Below are 13,003 nucleotides of genomic sequence, written 5' to 3' on the forward strand. Positions count from 1 at the left end.
AACTAACGTGCCAACATTTTCGCCCAGCCTCGAAAAGGCGCTGCACCAGGCACTGACTTTTGCCAACGAGCGCCACCACGAATACGCTACGCTCGAGCATCTGCTTCTGGCATTGATCGACGATGCCGACGCGGCGGCCGTGATGGGCGCCTGCAACGTCAATCTTGAGACGCTGCGCAAGACCGTAACCGATTACGTCGACAACGAACTGTCGAACCTGGTGACCGGCTACGACGAAGATTCCAAGCCGACGGCCGGGTTCCAGCGCGTGATCCAGCGGGCGGTGATCCACGTGCAATCGTCCGGCCGCGAGGAAGTGACCGGCGCCAACGTGCTGGTCGCGATCTTCGCCGAGCGCGAAAGTCACGCAGCCTATTTCCTGCAGGAGCAGGAGATGACCCGCTACGACGCGGTCAACTTCATTTCGCACGGCATCGGCAAGCGGCCCGGCAGCTCTGAGTCCCGTCCTGTGCGTGGCTCTGACGATCATGAGAGCGAGCAGAAGCCCGCGCGCGACAACGAAGAGGCCAGCGCCAAGAAGCAGCAGGACGCGCTGACCGCCTATTGCGTCAACCTCAATGAGAAGGCGAAATCCGGCAAGATCGACCCGCTGATCGGCCGTCACGCCGAGGTGAACCGCACCATCCAGGTGCTGTGCCGCCGCTCGAAGAACAATCCGCTCTATGTCGGGGACCCCGGCGTCGGCAAGACGGCGATCGCCGAAGGCCTTGCCAAGCGCATCATCGAAAAGAAGGTGCCGGAAGCGTTGCAGGATGCGACGATCTTCTCGCTCGACATGGGCACGCTTCTTGCTGGCACGCGCTACCGTGGCGATTTCGAAGAACGGTTGAAGCAGGTCGTCAAGGAGCTCGAGGACTATCCGGGCGCCGTGCTCTTCATCGACGAGATCCATACGGTCATCGGCGCCGGAGCTACGTCCGGCGGCGCGATGGATGCATCCAACCTTTTGAAGCCGGCGCTTTCCTCCGGCGCGATCCGCTGCATCGGTTCGACCACCTACAAGGAATACCGCCAGTTCTTCGAGAAGGATCGGGCGCTGGTCCGCCGTTTCCAGAAGATCGACGTGAACGAGCCGACGATTGCCGACGCGATCGAGATCATGAAGGGGCTGAAGCCTTATTACGAGGAATATCATCACCTGAAATACTCGAACGAGGCGATCAAGGCCGCGGTCGAGCTTTCGGCCCGCTACATCAACGACCGCAAGCTGCCGGACAAGGCGATCGACGTGATCGATGAATCCGGTGCCGCACAGATGCTTCTGCCCGCCAGCAAGCGCCGCAAGCTGATCACCGAGAAGGAGATCGAGGCGACGATCGCGACGATGGCGCGCATCCCGCCGAAGACCGTCTCCAAGGACGACGAGGCCGTGCTTGCCAATCTCGAGCGAGAGCTGCGCTCGGTCGTCTACGGCCAGGACCTGGCGATCGAGGCGCTCGCTTCGTCGATCAAGCTGGCGCGTGCCGGCCTGCGCGAACCGAACAAGCCGATCGGCTGCTACGTCTTCTCCGGCCCGACCGGCGTCGGCAAGACGGAAGTCGCCAAGCAGCTTGCGACCTCGCTCGGCGTCGAGCTCCTGCGCTTCGACATGTCGGAATACATGGAGCGGCATACGGTTTCGCGCCTGCTCGGTGCACCTCCCGGCTATGTCGGCTTCGACCAGGGCGGCCTCTTGACCGATGGCGTCGATCAGCACCCGCATTGCGTGCTGCTGCTCGACGAGATCGAGAAGGCGCATCCGGACCTGTTCAACATCCTGCTGCAGGTCATGGACCATGGCTCGCTGACGGATCACAACGGCAAGAAGATCGACTTCCGCAACGTCATCCTGATCATGACGACCAATGCCGGCGCATCGGAAATGGCCCGGGCCGCCATCGGCTTCGGTTCTTCCAAGCGTACGGGCGAAGACGAAGAGGCGCTGAACCGCCTGTTCACGCCGGAATTCCGCAACCGTCTGGATGCGGTCATTCCGTTTGCTTCGCTGCCGACACCGGTTATCCACCAGGTGGTTCAGAAGTTCGTCATGCAGCTTGAAACCCAGCTTGCCGAGCGCAACGTCACCTTCGACCTCGCGCCGGAGGCGATCGCCTGGCTTGCCGAAAAGGGCTACGACGAGAAGATGGGCGCGCGACCGCTGTCGCGTGTCATCCAGGAAAACATCAAGAAGCCGCTCGCCGATGAAATCCTCTTCGGCAAGCTGAAGAAGGGCGGTGTCGTCAAGGTGACGATCGGCACGAAGGCCGATGGCACCAAGGGCCTGCTGCTCGATGCCGTTCCTGAGACGACGCCAATCAAGCCGAAGGCGGAAGTATCCCGCCCGGCGATGAAGGCCGCCAAGCCGAAAAAGGCCGAGGACAAGGAAGAGGTGGGCGCCGAGCCTGCGCCGAAGTCCAAGCCGAAGAAGGCTGCCGCCAAGGCGTCAACGGATGACGAGGCCGGGGCGGGCGACGCGGCTCCAAGAAAGGGCCGCACGGTGCCGAAGGTGCCGCGCAAGAAGTAGCTCCCCCCGCAAGACACGTTCGACGGTGCTGGATGCAAACCATCCGGCACCGTTTTTCTTTAAAAACGAAATGAGAAGAGCCTGCGTGGTTTTTCGTCCGCGTGCCGGTCTGATAGCCTATATTCGGTCATGCTTATCCCGGACGATTCGATCCGGGGTGGTCGTAGTCGAGTTGAAAACAATCCGGAATCGCCGATGAAGAGAGAAGAAGACGAGCAATCTTCGCTCGCCTGGTTCGGGAAAGGCATGCGCGGCATTTTCAGCCTGCCGGCCTTCATTCTGATGTTGTCCTTTGTCGGCTTCTGTTCGCTGACGGCTCAGGCCGGCATCCCGGTCGAGCAGGTGGTCTTCATGGTCGGCATGGTCTGGGCGCTTCCGGCCAAGGTCATTCTCGTCAGTTCGATGATGAGCGGAGCCGGGCTCGCGACCGCGTTCCTCGCGGTCTCGCTGTCGTCCGTACGGCTGATGCCGATGGTCGCCGCGCTGATACCGGAGCTGCGCGGGTCGCGCACGCCGACTTGGCTTCTGCTCTTCCTGTCGCATTTCGTCGCGATCACCGCCTGGGTTTTCGCGATGGAGAAGGTGCCGCACGTGCCGCGCGAGCGGCGCGTCGCCTTTTTCGCGGGCTTCGGCATCACGCTGGTGGCGGCAAACATGCTGCTCGTCGCTGTCGTCTACCACTTCGTCGCCGATTTCCCGCCGATCGTTGCCGGCTGCCTTTTCTTCCTGACGCCGGTCTACTTTCTCGCCTCGATCTGGCATTCGGCGCGCCATCCCGTCGTCTATGTGGCGTTGCTCTTCGGTCTTGCAGGCGGGCCGCTGTTCTACTGGCTGTTTCCGGAATTCGACATCCTGCTCGCCGGCCTCGTCGGCGGTACGCTTGCCTGGCTCATCGAGCGCCTCTGGCGCCGTCGCAAGGAGGTGAGAGGATGACCTGGCAGGATGGTTGGTGGGCCTATGTCTTCATCGCGATTGCCGGCTGGCTGGCGACCGACATCTGGCGCTGGTTGGGCGTCATCACAGGCAACAGGCTGCGCGATGATTCCGAGGCGCTGAACTGGGTGAGGGCGGTTGCCACCGCGCTGGTCGCAGCGGTCATCGCAAAGCTTATCCTCTATCCGACCGGCGTACTCGAACAATCTCCGCTCTGGCTGCGCGCAGGTGCCGTCGCGCTCGGGGCGGCCGCCTTCTTCCTGTTCGGAAGAAAGCCGGCGATCGGGATCGCGTCAGCGATTGCCGCGTTGGCGCTGGGCCTGTGGTGGTTGGGTTTTTAGGCCGGGTGAGGTGCTTTCACCTGACCGTCGGTTAAAGAGCCGGCGCGTCGCCGGCTCCCTGGCTCCTGCGCGGATAGTATGAGCGCGATCAGAGCGCCTGCCGAACCTTTTCGGCATTGGCAGCCAGAACGGCGCCGTCTTCCATCGTGCCGGAATGCGGCTTCAGCGGCACGCCTGCTTGCCGCGGAATGACGTGGAAGTGCAGGTGGAAGACCGATTGTCCGGCCGGTGCTTCGTTGAACTGCATGATCGTCACACCATCGGCGTCGAAAGCTTCCTTGGCGGCAACGGCCAGCTTCTGTACGGTGGCAATCAGCGCCGGCAGCGTTGCTGCATCGGCGTCGAGCAGGTTGCGCGAAGGGGATTTCGGCACCACGAGCAGATGGCCTTCTGCCTGCGGCATGACATCCATGAAGGCGATCGTCGCGTCGTCCTCGTAGACGCGGTGCGAGGGAATTTCGCCGCGCAGGATCTTGGCGAAAATGTTGTTGTCGTCGTAGCTCATTGTTCTTCCTCGTGTAATGAAGCCGGCCTTCACGAAAAGGGGGTCAGTCGTCCTGCCGTTCACCCTTTCGGAAAGGTCCGTGCTCGGCAAGAAACTCGCCCGTTTCCTCCACATCCCTGCGCTCGCGCTGAAGATAGTCGCCGACGGCGCGGGCAAGTCCCGGATGTGTGATGAAATGGGCGGAATGGGTGGTGACGGGCATGTAGCCGCGCGCAAGCTTGTGTTCGCCCTGGGCGCCAGCCTCGACCCGTTTCAGCCCCTTGGCGATCGCGAAATCGATCGCCTGGTGATAGCAGACTTCGAAATGCAGGAACGGGTGATCCTCGATGCAGCCCCAGTGGCGACCGTAGAGCGCATCGCCGCCGATGAAGTTGATCGCGCCGGCGATGTAGCGGCCGTTGCGGCGTGCCATCACCAGCAGGATATCGTCGGCCATGCGCTCGCCAATGAGCGAATAGAACGCGCGCGTCAGATAGGGGCGGCCCCATTTGCGTCCGCCGGTGTCCATGTAGAAGGCGAAGAACTCGTCCCAGATCGATTCCGTCAGGTCGCTGCCGGTCAGCCAGTCGATCGAAATGCCGTTTTCGAGCGCAGCCCTGCGCTCCTTCTTCAGCGCCTTGCGTTTGCGTGAGGCAAGGGTCTCCAGAAAATCGGCGTGGGAGCCATAGCCTTCATTGGTGAAGTGGAACTGCTGGTCTGTGCGGTGCAGGAACCCGGCGCGCTCAAGCGCAGGGATCTCGGCTTCGGGCGCGAAAGTCACATGTGCCGAAGAGACATCGTGTCTGCGGGCAAGCTCTTTCAGGCCCGCGGCAAGCGCATCCTGAACGGCGTTCGTATTTTCGTCCGGTGCCGAAAGCAGCCGTGGTCCGGTCGCAGGCGTGAAGGGGATGGAACTTTGCAGTTTCGGATAGTAGCGGCCGCCGGCGCGCTCGAAGGCGTCTGCCCAGCCGTGGTCGAAAACGTATTCGCCCTGGCTGTGGCTCTTCAGGTAGCAGACGAGGCCGCCGCGCAATTGCCCGTCGCCGCCTTCAAGCAACAGATGCTGGCCGAGCCAGCCGGTCTTGGCCGTCGCCGACCCGGACTCTTCGAGCGCCGAGAGATAGGCATGCGAGAGGAAGGGATTGTAGACGCCGCCAGGAAACGCCTTCGATGCACCGGACAGCACATTCCAGCGTGCCGCCGGTATATCGGTGAAGGATTGCGCGATGCGGAGGGTGACGGCGTCTGACATTACTTTAGGAAACCAGGGCCTCCCGCGGGTCGAAACCCTCGAAGGTCATCTGATCCGCATGGGCAAACGTGTAGGCTTCGGCCTGCCGGTCGCGCACGGTCCAGGTGATGATCGTCTTGCCGAGCGTCCGTTCCTTGGTGATGAACGAGTTCGGCAGGTGGCCGTAGTGGTAGGAGATGAAATCGAGCCCGAGCTGCATCGCTTCCTCATGCACGAAGAAGGTCTCCGGATTGGCACCTTCCGCGGTGAGGCCCAGCGGGTAGGGCGCGTCGAGCGCCTTCAGGTCCTTGAGCAGCCAGTGATCGAAGCTCATCAGCGCAACGTGGCCCTTGTAGCCTTCGAGCGTTTCGAGCACGGCGGCGGCAAAGCCCTCGTCGTCGCCCTTGCGGCCCTTGAGCTCGATGACGAGCGGCACCTTGCCGGCAACCAAGCGCAGCATCTGCGTCAACGTCGGCACCTTGTCCTTCGTGCCGCCGATCGCCATCAGGCCGAGTTCGCCGGCGGTGCGCGAGCGAACGTCGCCCTTGATCCCGCACAGGCGCTGGGTGTCGTCATCGTGGAAGACGACCGGAATGCTGTCGGCGGTATACTGCAGATCGCATTCGATCGCGAAACCGGCGTCGACGGCGCGGGAGAAGGCCGAAAGCGTATTCTCCCACACCTGCTTGTTCATGTCGTGATAGCCGCGATGGGCAATCGGTTGGGCCTTCAGCCAGGAAATATCAGCCATGCCGGGCACTCTGTCAGGCGACTTCGATGACGGCGTCGATCTCGACGGCGGCATTGAAGGGAAGGGAAGCCATGCCGACGGCGGCACGCGCATGCTTGCCGGCTTCACCGAGCACGGTCGCAAGCAGATTGGATGCGCCGTTGATGACCAGATGCTGCTCGACGAATTCCGGTGTCGAGGCGACGAAGCCGTTGATCTTCACCAGGCGTCGGATGCGACCGAGATCGCCGCCGAGTGCTGCCTTGGCCTGGGCGAGGATGTTGATCGAGCAGAGTTCGGCGGCGCGTTGTGCGCGGGCCACGTCCACATCCTTGCCGACGATGCCGGTCACAGCGACCTTGCCGTCTTCCATCGGAAGCTGTCCGGAGATGTAGAGCATCGAGCCGCTGATGACGTAGGGCACGTAGTTTGCAACCGGGGTCGCAGCCTGGGGAAGTGTGACGCCGAGGTCCTTGAGGCGCGCTTCGATCTCTGCCGACATGGAAAGCTCCATTGTTGTCTTTTGTGTTAAAATCCTGCATTCAGGCCGGATCGCGGCGGGCACCGGCTTTTTCCTGCGAACGCCGCCTCGCTTCTGCCGAACGCTTGTTTATAGCATTGCCGGCGAGTCCAACAGGAGGAAACGGATGTTTCATAAAGGCTTCGGTCTCGTCACTTTGGGCAGCGCCTGTTTCGCCGTCATGACAGTATCGGGCGCCACGGCGGCACACGCAAACGCCCTTGTGCCGCACCGCGCCGTCTATGATCTCGAACTCAAGGATGCATCGGATCGTTCGGGCATTGCCGGAATGTATGGTCGCATGGTCTACGAGTTCAATGGCTCGGCCTGCGCGGGCTATACCGTCAGCTTCCGTTTCGTCACCCAGGTCGATACCGGCGAGGAAGTGCGCCTGACCGATCAGCAGACGACCACCTATGAAGATCTAAAGAATGGCAATTTCCGCTTCCTGACCCGCTCCTTCACCGATGAGAAGCTGGACAAGGAAGTGCGCGGTACGGCGCATGAGGAAAAAGCGGGCGTTAAGGTCGAGCTGACCGCGCCGGACAAGCGCGAAATCGAGCTTGCGGCGAGCCGGTTTCCGACGGCGCACATGATGGAGGTGATCTCGCGAGCGAAGAAAGGCGAGAGCCTCTTTGAGGCGCGCATCTTCGACGGCTCCGACTCGGGTGACAAGACCTTGATCACCTCGACCTTCGTCGGCAAATCGCGCAAACCCACGGCGGATGAGCCGGATGCCGGCAAGGCGGGCAAGCTCAGCGGCGACAATTACTGGCCGGTGACCATCTCCTATTTCAACGATGACAAGAGCGGCGACGCGCTGCCGATCTACCGTATGTCGTTCAAGCTCTACGAGAACGGGATTACCCGCGACCTGACGATGGACTACGGCGATTTCGTCCTGAGCGGCAAGCTTGCGGACCTCGAAGTGTTCAAATCCGAGGACTGCAAATAGCCGATTGCGGTAAAAAGCGGCGTTTGCGGCTTGATTTCTCGGGCGGTTGCCGTTAAGGGGCTGCCCATTCCACACGTGAAGCTTGGGATGTTCCGGGAGAAATCCGGATCGTTCCGCCGGTGGGCCGGTCGAAAGACATGCTCGACGCTTCGCGGAGGTTCAACCGGAAAAGGAGAAAAGGCATGGCATTGCCTGATTTTAGCATGCGTCAGCTTCTGGAAGCTGGCGTTCACTTCGGCCACCAGACGCACCGCTGGAACCCGAAGATGAAGCCGTACATTTTCGGCGATCGCAACAACGTTCACATCATCGACCTCGCACAGACCGTGCCAATGCTGTCGCGCGCCCTGCAGATCGTCAGCGACACCGTTGCCAATGGCGGCCGCGTTCTGTTCGTCGGCACCAAGCGCCAGGCGTCCGAAATCATCGCTGACGCTGCCAAGCGTTCGGCCCAGTACTACGTCAACGCTCGCTGGCTCGGCGGCATGATGACCAACTGGAAGACGATTTCGAACTCGATCCAGCGCCTGCGCAAGCTCGACGAAATCCTCTCTTCGGAAGCTTCGGGCTTCACCAAGAAGGAACGCCTGAACCTCGAGCGCGAACGCGAAAAGCTGAACCGCGCTCTCGGCGGTATCCGCGACATGGGCGGCACGCCGGACCTGATGTTCATCATCGACACCAACAAGGAATCGATCGCGATCGACGAAGCCAAGCGCCTCGGCATCCCGGTTGTCGCAGTCATCGACTCGAACTGCGATCCGGACCAGATCGACTATCCGATCCCGGGCAACGACGACGCTTCGCGCGCCATCGCTCTCTACTGCGACCTCATTGCACGCGCTGCCATCGACGGCATCGCACGTCAGCAGGGCGCATCGGGCCGTGACCTCGGTGCATCTGCCGAAGCTCCGGTCGAGCCGGCGCTCGACGAGGCCTCCGACGCCTGATCGGGCCTTGGCGGCAGGTGAGCCTGCCGCCCCCAATGAAATGTCGGGACAAGGCCGTTTGTGATGAAAATCTGAACGGCCTTGTTCTTTTCAGCCGGGGATGGCGCTGATCCGTTCGGATCTTTGGAGCCGAGCAACCCCGTGATGGTTCAGTCATCACGGTGTCACATTGAAAAGCCATTCCCTGCCACACCTCCTGGTACCGCGCCCTTAAGGGCAGCGCGCCAACCAAACAGACAAAGAGGCAATAAGATGAGTGTAACTGCAGCAATGGTGAAGGAACTGCGCGAAAAGACCGGCGCAGGCATGATGGACTGCAAGAAGGCGCTCGCCGAAACCAACGGCGACATGGAAGCTGCGATCGACTGGCTGCGCGCCAAGGGCATCGCCAAGGCCGACAAGAAGTCGGGCCGCACGGCTGCTGAAGGCCTCATCGGTATTGTCAGCGGTGGCGTCAAGGCTGTCGTCGTCGAAATCAACTCCGAGACCGATTTCGTTGCCCGCAACGAAGCCTTCCAGGAACTCGTCCGCGGCGTTGCCAACGTAGCGCTGACCACCGACGGCTCGGTTGAAGCCATCGCGGCTGCAAACTACCCGGCAACCGGCAAGTCGGTCGACGAGACCATCAAGGACGCGATCGCCACCATCGGCGAGAACATGACGCTTCGCCGCGCAGCCCTGCTCAAGGTCGAAGACGGTGTTGTCGCCACCTACATCCACAACGCTGCCGGCGACGGCATCGGCAAGCTCGGTGTTCTCGTCGCCCTGAAGTCGATCGGCGACAAGGAAGTTCTCTTCTCGGTTGGCCGTCAGATCGCCATGCACATCGCTGCGACCAACCCGCTCGCGATCCGTGCGGACGAAGTCGACGCCGCTGTTGCCGAGCGCGAACGCAACGTCTTCATCGAACAGTCGCGCGCTTCGGGCAAGCCGGACAACATCATCGAAAAGATGGTCGAAGGCCGCATGCGCAAGTTCTTCGAAGAAGTCGCTCTGCTGTCGCAGGCCTTCGTCATGAACCCGGAAATCACCGTCGGTCAGGCCGTCAAGGACGCTGAAAAGCTCGCTGGCGCACCGATCGAAGTCACCGGCATGGCTCGCCTGCTGCTCGGCGAAGGTGTCGAGAAGGAAGAGTCCGACTTCGCTGCAGAAGTTGCAGCCGTCGCCAAGGGCTGATTTCTTCACCCATATTGGGAAAACCTTGGGGCATCGCGTGACAACGCGGTGCCCTTCGTGTATCCGGCTTCGTCAATGCGCTGGACCCGCCGGAAAATACGCCGTTGCGGTTGAAACCATGGTGCGCAATGTGTCCTTATGCGCTGTGCGCCGCCATCGTGCGCACGCGCGCCGATCTGTTCAGGAGCGATGATGCCGGCCGAGCCACTCTACAAACGCGTTCTACTCAAAGCCTCCGGTGAAGCTCTCATGGGCAGCCAGGGCTTCGGCATCGATGTGGCGGTCGCTGACCGGATCGCCGCAGATATCGCCGAAGCGCGCGCCATGGGCGTCGAAGTGGGCGTGGTTGTCGGCGGCGGCAACATCTTCCGCGGCGTGGCCGTCGCTTCCAAGGGCGGCGACCGGGTAACCGGCGACCACATGGGCATGCTGGCAACCGTCATCAACGCGCTGGCGCTCGCAACGTCGCTGCGCAAGCTCGACATCGATACGGTCGTGCTTTCGGCAATCGCGATGCCGGAAATCTGCGAGAGCTTCTCGCAGCGCGCAACGCTCTACCATCTTTCCCTCGGCCGCGTCGTGATCTTCGCCGGCGGCACGGGCAATCCCTTCTTCACGACCGACTCTGCCGCCGCCCTTCGCGCCGCCGAAATGGGCGCGCAGGCGATCTTCAAGGGCACCCAGGTCGATGGCATCTATTCCGCCGACCCGAAGAAGGATCCGGACGCGACCCGCTTCGACCGCCTGACGCACAGCGAAGTCCTCGAGAAGGGGCTTGCCGTCATGGATGTTGCCGCCGTCGCGCTTGCACGCGAAAATGCCATTCCGATCGTTGTCTTCTCCATTCATGAGAAGGGTGGCTTTGCGGAAATATTGACCGGCGGCGGTCGCGCGACCATCGTCACAGACAATTAAGAAGCTGCAGAACGGCCCTCGGGCCGGCGAATGATAGAACGGGAGTTTCGACCATGAGTGAAGGTGTTGACCTGAAGGAACTGAAGCGTCGCATGGATGGCGCCATTTCCGCATTCAAGAGCGATATCGCGTCGCTCCGTACCGGCCGCGCGTCGGCGAACGTTCTCGATCCGGTGACCGTCGAAGCCTATGGCTCACGCGTGCCGCTCAACCAGGTGGCGAACATCACGGTTCCCGAGCCGCGCATGCTGTCCGTCTCGGTCTGGGACAAGCAGATGGTCGGCGCTGTGGATCGCGGCATTCGCGAATCGAACCTCGGCCTCAATCCGATCATCGACGGCCAGAACCTGCGCATTCCGCTGCCGGAACTCAACGAAGAGCGCCGCAAGTCGCTCGTCAAAGTGGCACATGACTACGCCGAAAAGGCGAAGGTCGCCGTGCGCCACGTGCGCCGTGACGGCATGGACGACCTGAAAAAAGCCGAAAAGGATGGCGACATCGGTCAGGATATCAGCCGTTCTCAGTCCGAGCGCGTGCAAAAGATGACCGACGAAACGATTTCCGATATCGACCGCTTGCTCGTCGAGAAGGAAAAGGAAATCATGCAGGTCTGATCTGCTCTGCTCGTGATCTGAGTCTCCTTTCGCGGACGCCTTATGCAAAACCTCACTTCCACGACCGTTCCGGAACATGTTGCCATCATCATGGATGGCAACGGGCGTTGGGCGAACGCGCGTGGTCTGCCGCGCACGATGGGGCACCGCAAGGGTGTCGAGACCGTTCGCGCCGCCGTCAAGACGGCGGGCGACTTGGGGATCCGCTACCTCACGCTTTTTGCCTTTTCCTCGGAAAACTGGAGCAGGCCGGCGGCGGAAGTCAGCGATCTGATGGGGCTGCTCAAGACCTTTATCCGCCGGGATCTTGCCGATCTGCACCGCGAGAATGTCCGCATCCGAGTCATCGGTGACCGCTCCAACCTCAGAGGCGACATTCTACCGTTGCTGGTGGAGGCGGAGGAAACGACGCGGGCAAATACCGGGATTACGCTCGTCATTGCCTTCAATTACGGCGCCCGGGACGAAATGACACGAGCCATGCGGCGGCTGGCGACGGAAGTCGCCGAAGGACGCTTGCGGCCGGAAGACATCAACCCCGAGCGTATCGCGGCGATGCTGGACACGTGGGACATTCCCGATCCGGACCTGATCATCCGCACCAGCGGCGAAGAGCGTCTCTCGAATTTCCTTCTTTGGCAGGGCGCCTATTCGGAACTGATCTTCGTTCCGGAGTTGTGGCCGGACTTTACGCGCGAAACGTTCCTGGCGGCGCTTGAAAAATACGCCTGCCGCGAGCGCCGCTTCGGCGGCGTCGCCGAGCCTACGTTGGCGGTCGGTTCCTGATGCAGACTGAACTTAAGCTTCGTATCGCTTCGGGCGTGGTCCTCGCAGCGGTGACACTGGCGGCGACCTGGTTCGGCGGTTTGGCGTTTCAGTTGCTGTCGGCGCTGATTGCGCTGCTCGTCTATTATGAGTGGTCGACGATCACGGACCTCCAGGAGCGGGATTTCCAAGGCAATGCCGTTGGCTGGCTGGGCGTCGTGATCATCGCCGGCCTGATCGTGACCGGCTATATCGGCTACAGCCTGCCGGTCCTGGCCGCTTTTGTAGTTCTCACTGTCCTTTGGGTATTTCTGCAGAAGACCAGTTGGTGGCTGCCGGGCGGCATCGCCTATGCCGGGCTGACCGGCATTTCGCTTGCGGCCCTTCGCGGCGCCGACGATCTTGGCTTGATGGCGACGCTGTTCGTCTTTGCCGTCGTCTGGGCGACCGACATCTTCGCCTATTTTACCGGCCGCGCGATCGGTGGACCGAAGCTCGCGCCACGCATATCGCCCGGCAAGACATGGTCGGGTGCCATCGGTGGTACAATTTGCGGCATCGTTGCCGGTGTTGCCGTCTTTATGGCTTATTTTTCACTGCAAGATCTCCGCATTCCGATCATTGCGCTGGTGCTTTCCGTCGCCAGCCAAGTGGGAGACTTGTTCGAATCCTTCATCAAGCGCCGTTTTGGGGTGAAGGATTCCAGCCGTCTCATTCCGGGGCATGGCGGCGTTATGGATCGGGTCGACGGGTTGATTTTCGCGTGTGTCGCGGCGTTGATTCTGGTCATGATTCAGTATTTCGTCAGCGATGGGCGCCAGATCGCTTTCGGATCCGTCCTGTATAGCCTTTGAGCTTAGGCCCG

14 protein-coding genes are annotated in these 13,003 nt (G+C 61.5%); 10 read left to right on the top strand and 4 right to left on the bottom strand.

Going from position 1 to position 13,003, the window contains the following annotated elements; translation table 11 throughout:
- Positions 1-7: 7 nt before the first annotated feature.
- The 3 genes from clpA to ASD63_RS27030 all read left to right on the top strand — a co-directional run bounded on the left by clpA (position 8) and on the right by ASD63_RS27030 (position 3,798).
- Positions 8-2,524 carry an ATP-dependent Clp protease ATP-binding subunit ClpA gene (clpA, locus tag ASD63_RS27020; RefSeq protein ID WP_034796722.1) on the top strand — a complete coding sequence of 839 codons (2,517 nt, stop codon included), beginning with the start codon at positions 8-10 and terminating at the stop codon, positions 2,522-2,524.
- A gap of 195 nt (positions 2,525-2,719) precedes the next feature.
- A complete protein-coding gene (locus ASD63_RS27025; RefSeq protein ID WP_034796721.1) occupies positions 2,720-3,457 on the top strand; it encodes an AzlC family ABC transporter permease in 738 nt (245 codons plus the stop codon).
- A complete protein-coding gene (locus tag ASD63_RS27030) occupies positions 3,454-3,798 on the top strand; it encodes an AzlD domain-containing protein (protein ID WP_034796719.1) in 345 nt (114 codons plus the stop codon). The genes ASD63_RS27025 and ASD63_RS27030 overlap by 4 nt, the downstream gene beginning before the upstream one ends.
- Positions 3,799-3,886: 88 nt before the next feature.
- Here ASD63_RS27030 and ASD63_RS27035 read toward each other — a convergent pair whose 3' ends face one another.
- From ASD63_RS27035 to ASD63_RS27050, 4 genes are read right to left on the bottom strand one after another with little or no spacing between them, the layout of a single operon-like run.
- The gene (locus tag ASD63_RS27035; RefSeq protein WP_034796718.1) at positions 3,887-4,303 is read right to left on the bottom strand and encodes an HIT family protein; all 417 of its coding nucleotides are present in this window, start codon (positions 4,301-4,303) and stop codon (positions 3,887-3,889) included.
- Between the two features lie 43 nt (positions 4,304-4,346).
- Complete coding sequence (locus tag ASD63_RS27040; protein WP_034796717.1) at positions 4,347-5,534, bottom strand: GNAT family N-acetyltransferase; 1,188 nt, start codon at positions 5,532-5,534, stop codon at positions 4,347-4,349.
- A 4-nt stretch (positions 5,535-5,538) separates the two neighbouring features.
- Complete coding sequence (locus ASD63_RS27045) at positions 5,539-6,264, bottom strand: glycerophosphodiester phosphodiesterase (protein ID WP_034796716.1); 726 nt, start codon at positions 6,262-6,264, stop codon at positions 5,539-5,541.
- Positions 6,265-6,277: 13 nt separating this feature from the next.
- Positions 6,278-6,745, bottom strand: a complete 468-nt coding sequence (locus tag ASD63_RS27050) for a RidA family protein (protein WP_034796713.1) — start codon at positions 6,743-6,745, stop codon at positions 6,278-6,280.
- A 145-nt stretch (positions 6,746-6,890) separates the two neighbouring features.
- Here ASD63_RS27050 and ASD63_RS27055 point away from each other — a divergent pair, with 145 nt between their 5' ends.
- The 7 genes from ASD63_RS27055 to ASD63_RS27085 all read left to right on the top strand — a co-directional run bounded on the left by ASD63_RS27055 (position 6,891) and on the right by ASD63_RS27085 (position 12,992).
- A complete protein-coding gene (locus ASD63_RS27055; protein WP_034796712.1) occupies positions 6,891-7,718 on the top strand; it encodes a cell envelope integrity EipB family protein in 828 nt (275 codons plus the stop codon).
- Between the two features lie 182 nt (positions 7,719-7,900).
- Entirely contained in the window at positions 7,901-8,668 is a 768-nt protein-coding gene (gene rpsB, locus ASD63_RS27060; RefSeq protein ID WP_034796710.1) for a 30S ribosomal protein S2, read from the top strand.
- A 252-nt stretch (positions 8,669-8,920) separates the two neighbouring features.
- Positions 8,921-9,844: a translation elongation factor Ts gene (gene tsf / locus ASD63_RS27065; RefSeq protein ID WP_034796708.1), complete on the top strand. Its 924-nt coding sequence runs from the start codon at positions 8,921-8,923 to the stop codon at positions 9,842-9,844.
- A 192-nt stretch (positions 9,845-10,036) separates the two neighbouring features.
- Positions 10,037-10,759 carry a UMP kinase gene (pyrH, locus tag ASD63_RS27070; RefSeq protein ID WP_034796706.1) on the top strand — a complete coding sequence of 241 codons (723 nt, stop codon included), beginning with the start codon at positions 10,037-10,039 and terminating at the stop codon, positions 10,757-10,759.
- Between the two features lie 53 nt (positions 10,760-10,812).
- The gene (frr, locus tag ASD63_RS27075; protein ID WP_034796704.1) at positions 10,813-11,373 is read left to right on the top strand and encodes a ribosome recycling factor; all 561 of its coding nucleotides are present in this window, start codon (positions 10,813-10,815) and stop codon (positions 11,371-11,373) included.
- Positions 11,374-11,415: 42 nt separating this feature from the next.
- Positions 11,416-12,159, top strand: a complete 744-nt coding sequence (locus ASD63_RS27080) for an isoprenyl transferase (protein ID WP_034796702.1) — start codon at positions 11,416-11,418, stop codon at positions 12,157-12,159.
- Entirely contained in the window at positions 12,159-12,992 is an 834-nt protein-coding gene (locus tag ASD63_RS27085) for a phosphatidate cytidylyltransferase (protein WP_034796700.1), read from the top strand. The genes ASD63_RS27080 and ASD63_RS27085 overlap by 1 nt, the downstream gene beginning before the upstream one ends.
- The last annotated feature ends 11 nt before the right edge of the window (positions 12,993-13,003 follow it).

Source organism: Ensifer sp. Root558, assembly GCF_001427045.1.
GTDB lineage: Bacteria > Pseudomonadota > Alphaproteobacteria > Rhizobiales > Rhizobiaceae > Ensifer > Ensifer adhaerens.

Excerpts from the sequence above, each read along its gene's own strand:
- ASD63_RS27040 (WP_034796717.1), bottom strand. The coding sequence starts at position 5,534 with ATGTCAGACGCCGTCACCCTCCGCATCGCGCAATCCTTCACCGATATA.
- ASD63_RS27050 (WP_034796713.1), bottom strand. The coding sequence starts at position 6,745 with ATGTCGGCAGAGATCGAAGCGCGCCTCAAGGACCTCGGCGTCACACTT.
- rpsB (WP_034796710.1), top strand. The coding sequence starts at position 7,901 with ATGGCATTGCCTGATTTTAGCATGCGTCAGCTTCTGGAAGCTGGCGTT.
- frr (WP_034796704.1), top strand. The coding sequence starts at position 10,813 with ATGAGTGAAGGTGTTGACCTGAAGGAACTGAAGCGTCGCATGGATGGC.
- ASD63_RS27025 (WP_034796721.1), top strand. The coding sequence starts at position 2,720 with ATGAAGAGAGAAGAAGACGAGCAATCTTCGCTCGCCTGGTTCGGGAAA.
- ASD63_RS27030 (WP_034796719.1), top strand. The coding sequence starts at position 3,454 with ATGACCTGGCAGGATGGTTGGTGGGCCTATGTCTTCATCGCGATTGCC.
- tsf (WP_034796708.1), top strand. The coding sequence starts at position 8,921 with ATGAGTGTAACTGCAGCAATGGTGAAGGAACTGCGCGAAAAGACCGGC.
- ASD63_RS27080 (WP_034796702.1), top strand. The coding sequence starts at position 11,416 with ATGCAAAACCTCACTTCCACGACCGTTCCGGAACATGTTGCCATCATC.
- ASD63_RS27055 (WP_034796712.1), top strand. The coding sequence starts at position 6,891 with ATGTTTCATAAAGGCTTCGGTCTCGTCACTTTGGGCAGCGCCTGTTTC.
- pyrH (WP_034796706.1), top strand. The coding sequence starts at position 10,037 with ATGCCGGCCGAGCCACTCTACAAACGCGTTCTACTCAAAGCCTCCGGT.
- ASD63_RS27045 (WP_034796716.1), bottom strand. The coding sequence starts at position 6,264 with ATGGCTGATATTTCCTGGCTGAAGGCCCAACCGATTGCCCATCGCGGC.
- ASD63_RS27085 (WP_034796700.1), top strand. The coding sequence starts at position 12,159 with ATGCAGACTGAACTTAAGCTTCGTATCGCTTCGGGCGTGGTCCTCGCA.
- ASD63_RS27035 (WP_034796718.1), bottom strand. The coding sequence starts at position 4,303 with ATGAGCTACGACGACAACAACATTTTCGCCAAGATCCTGCGCGGCGAA.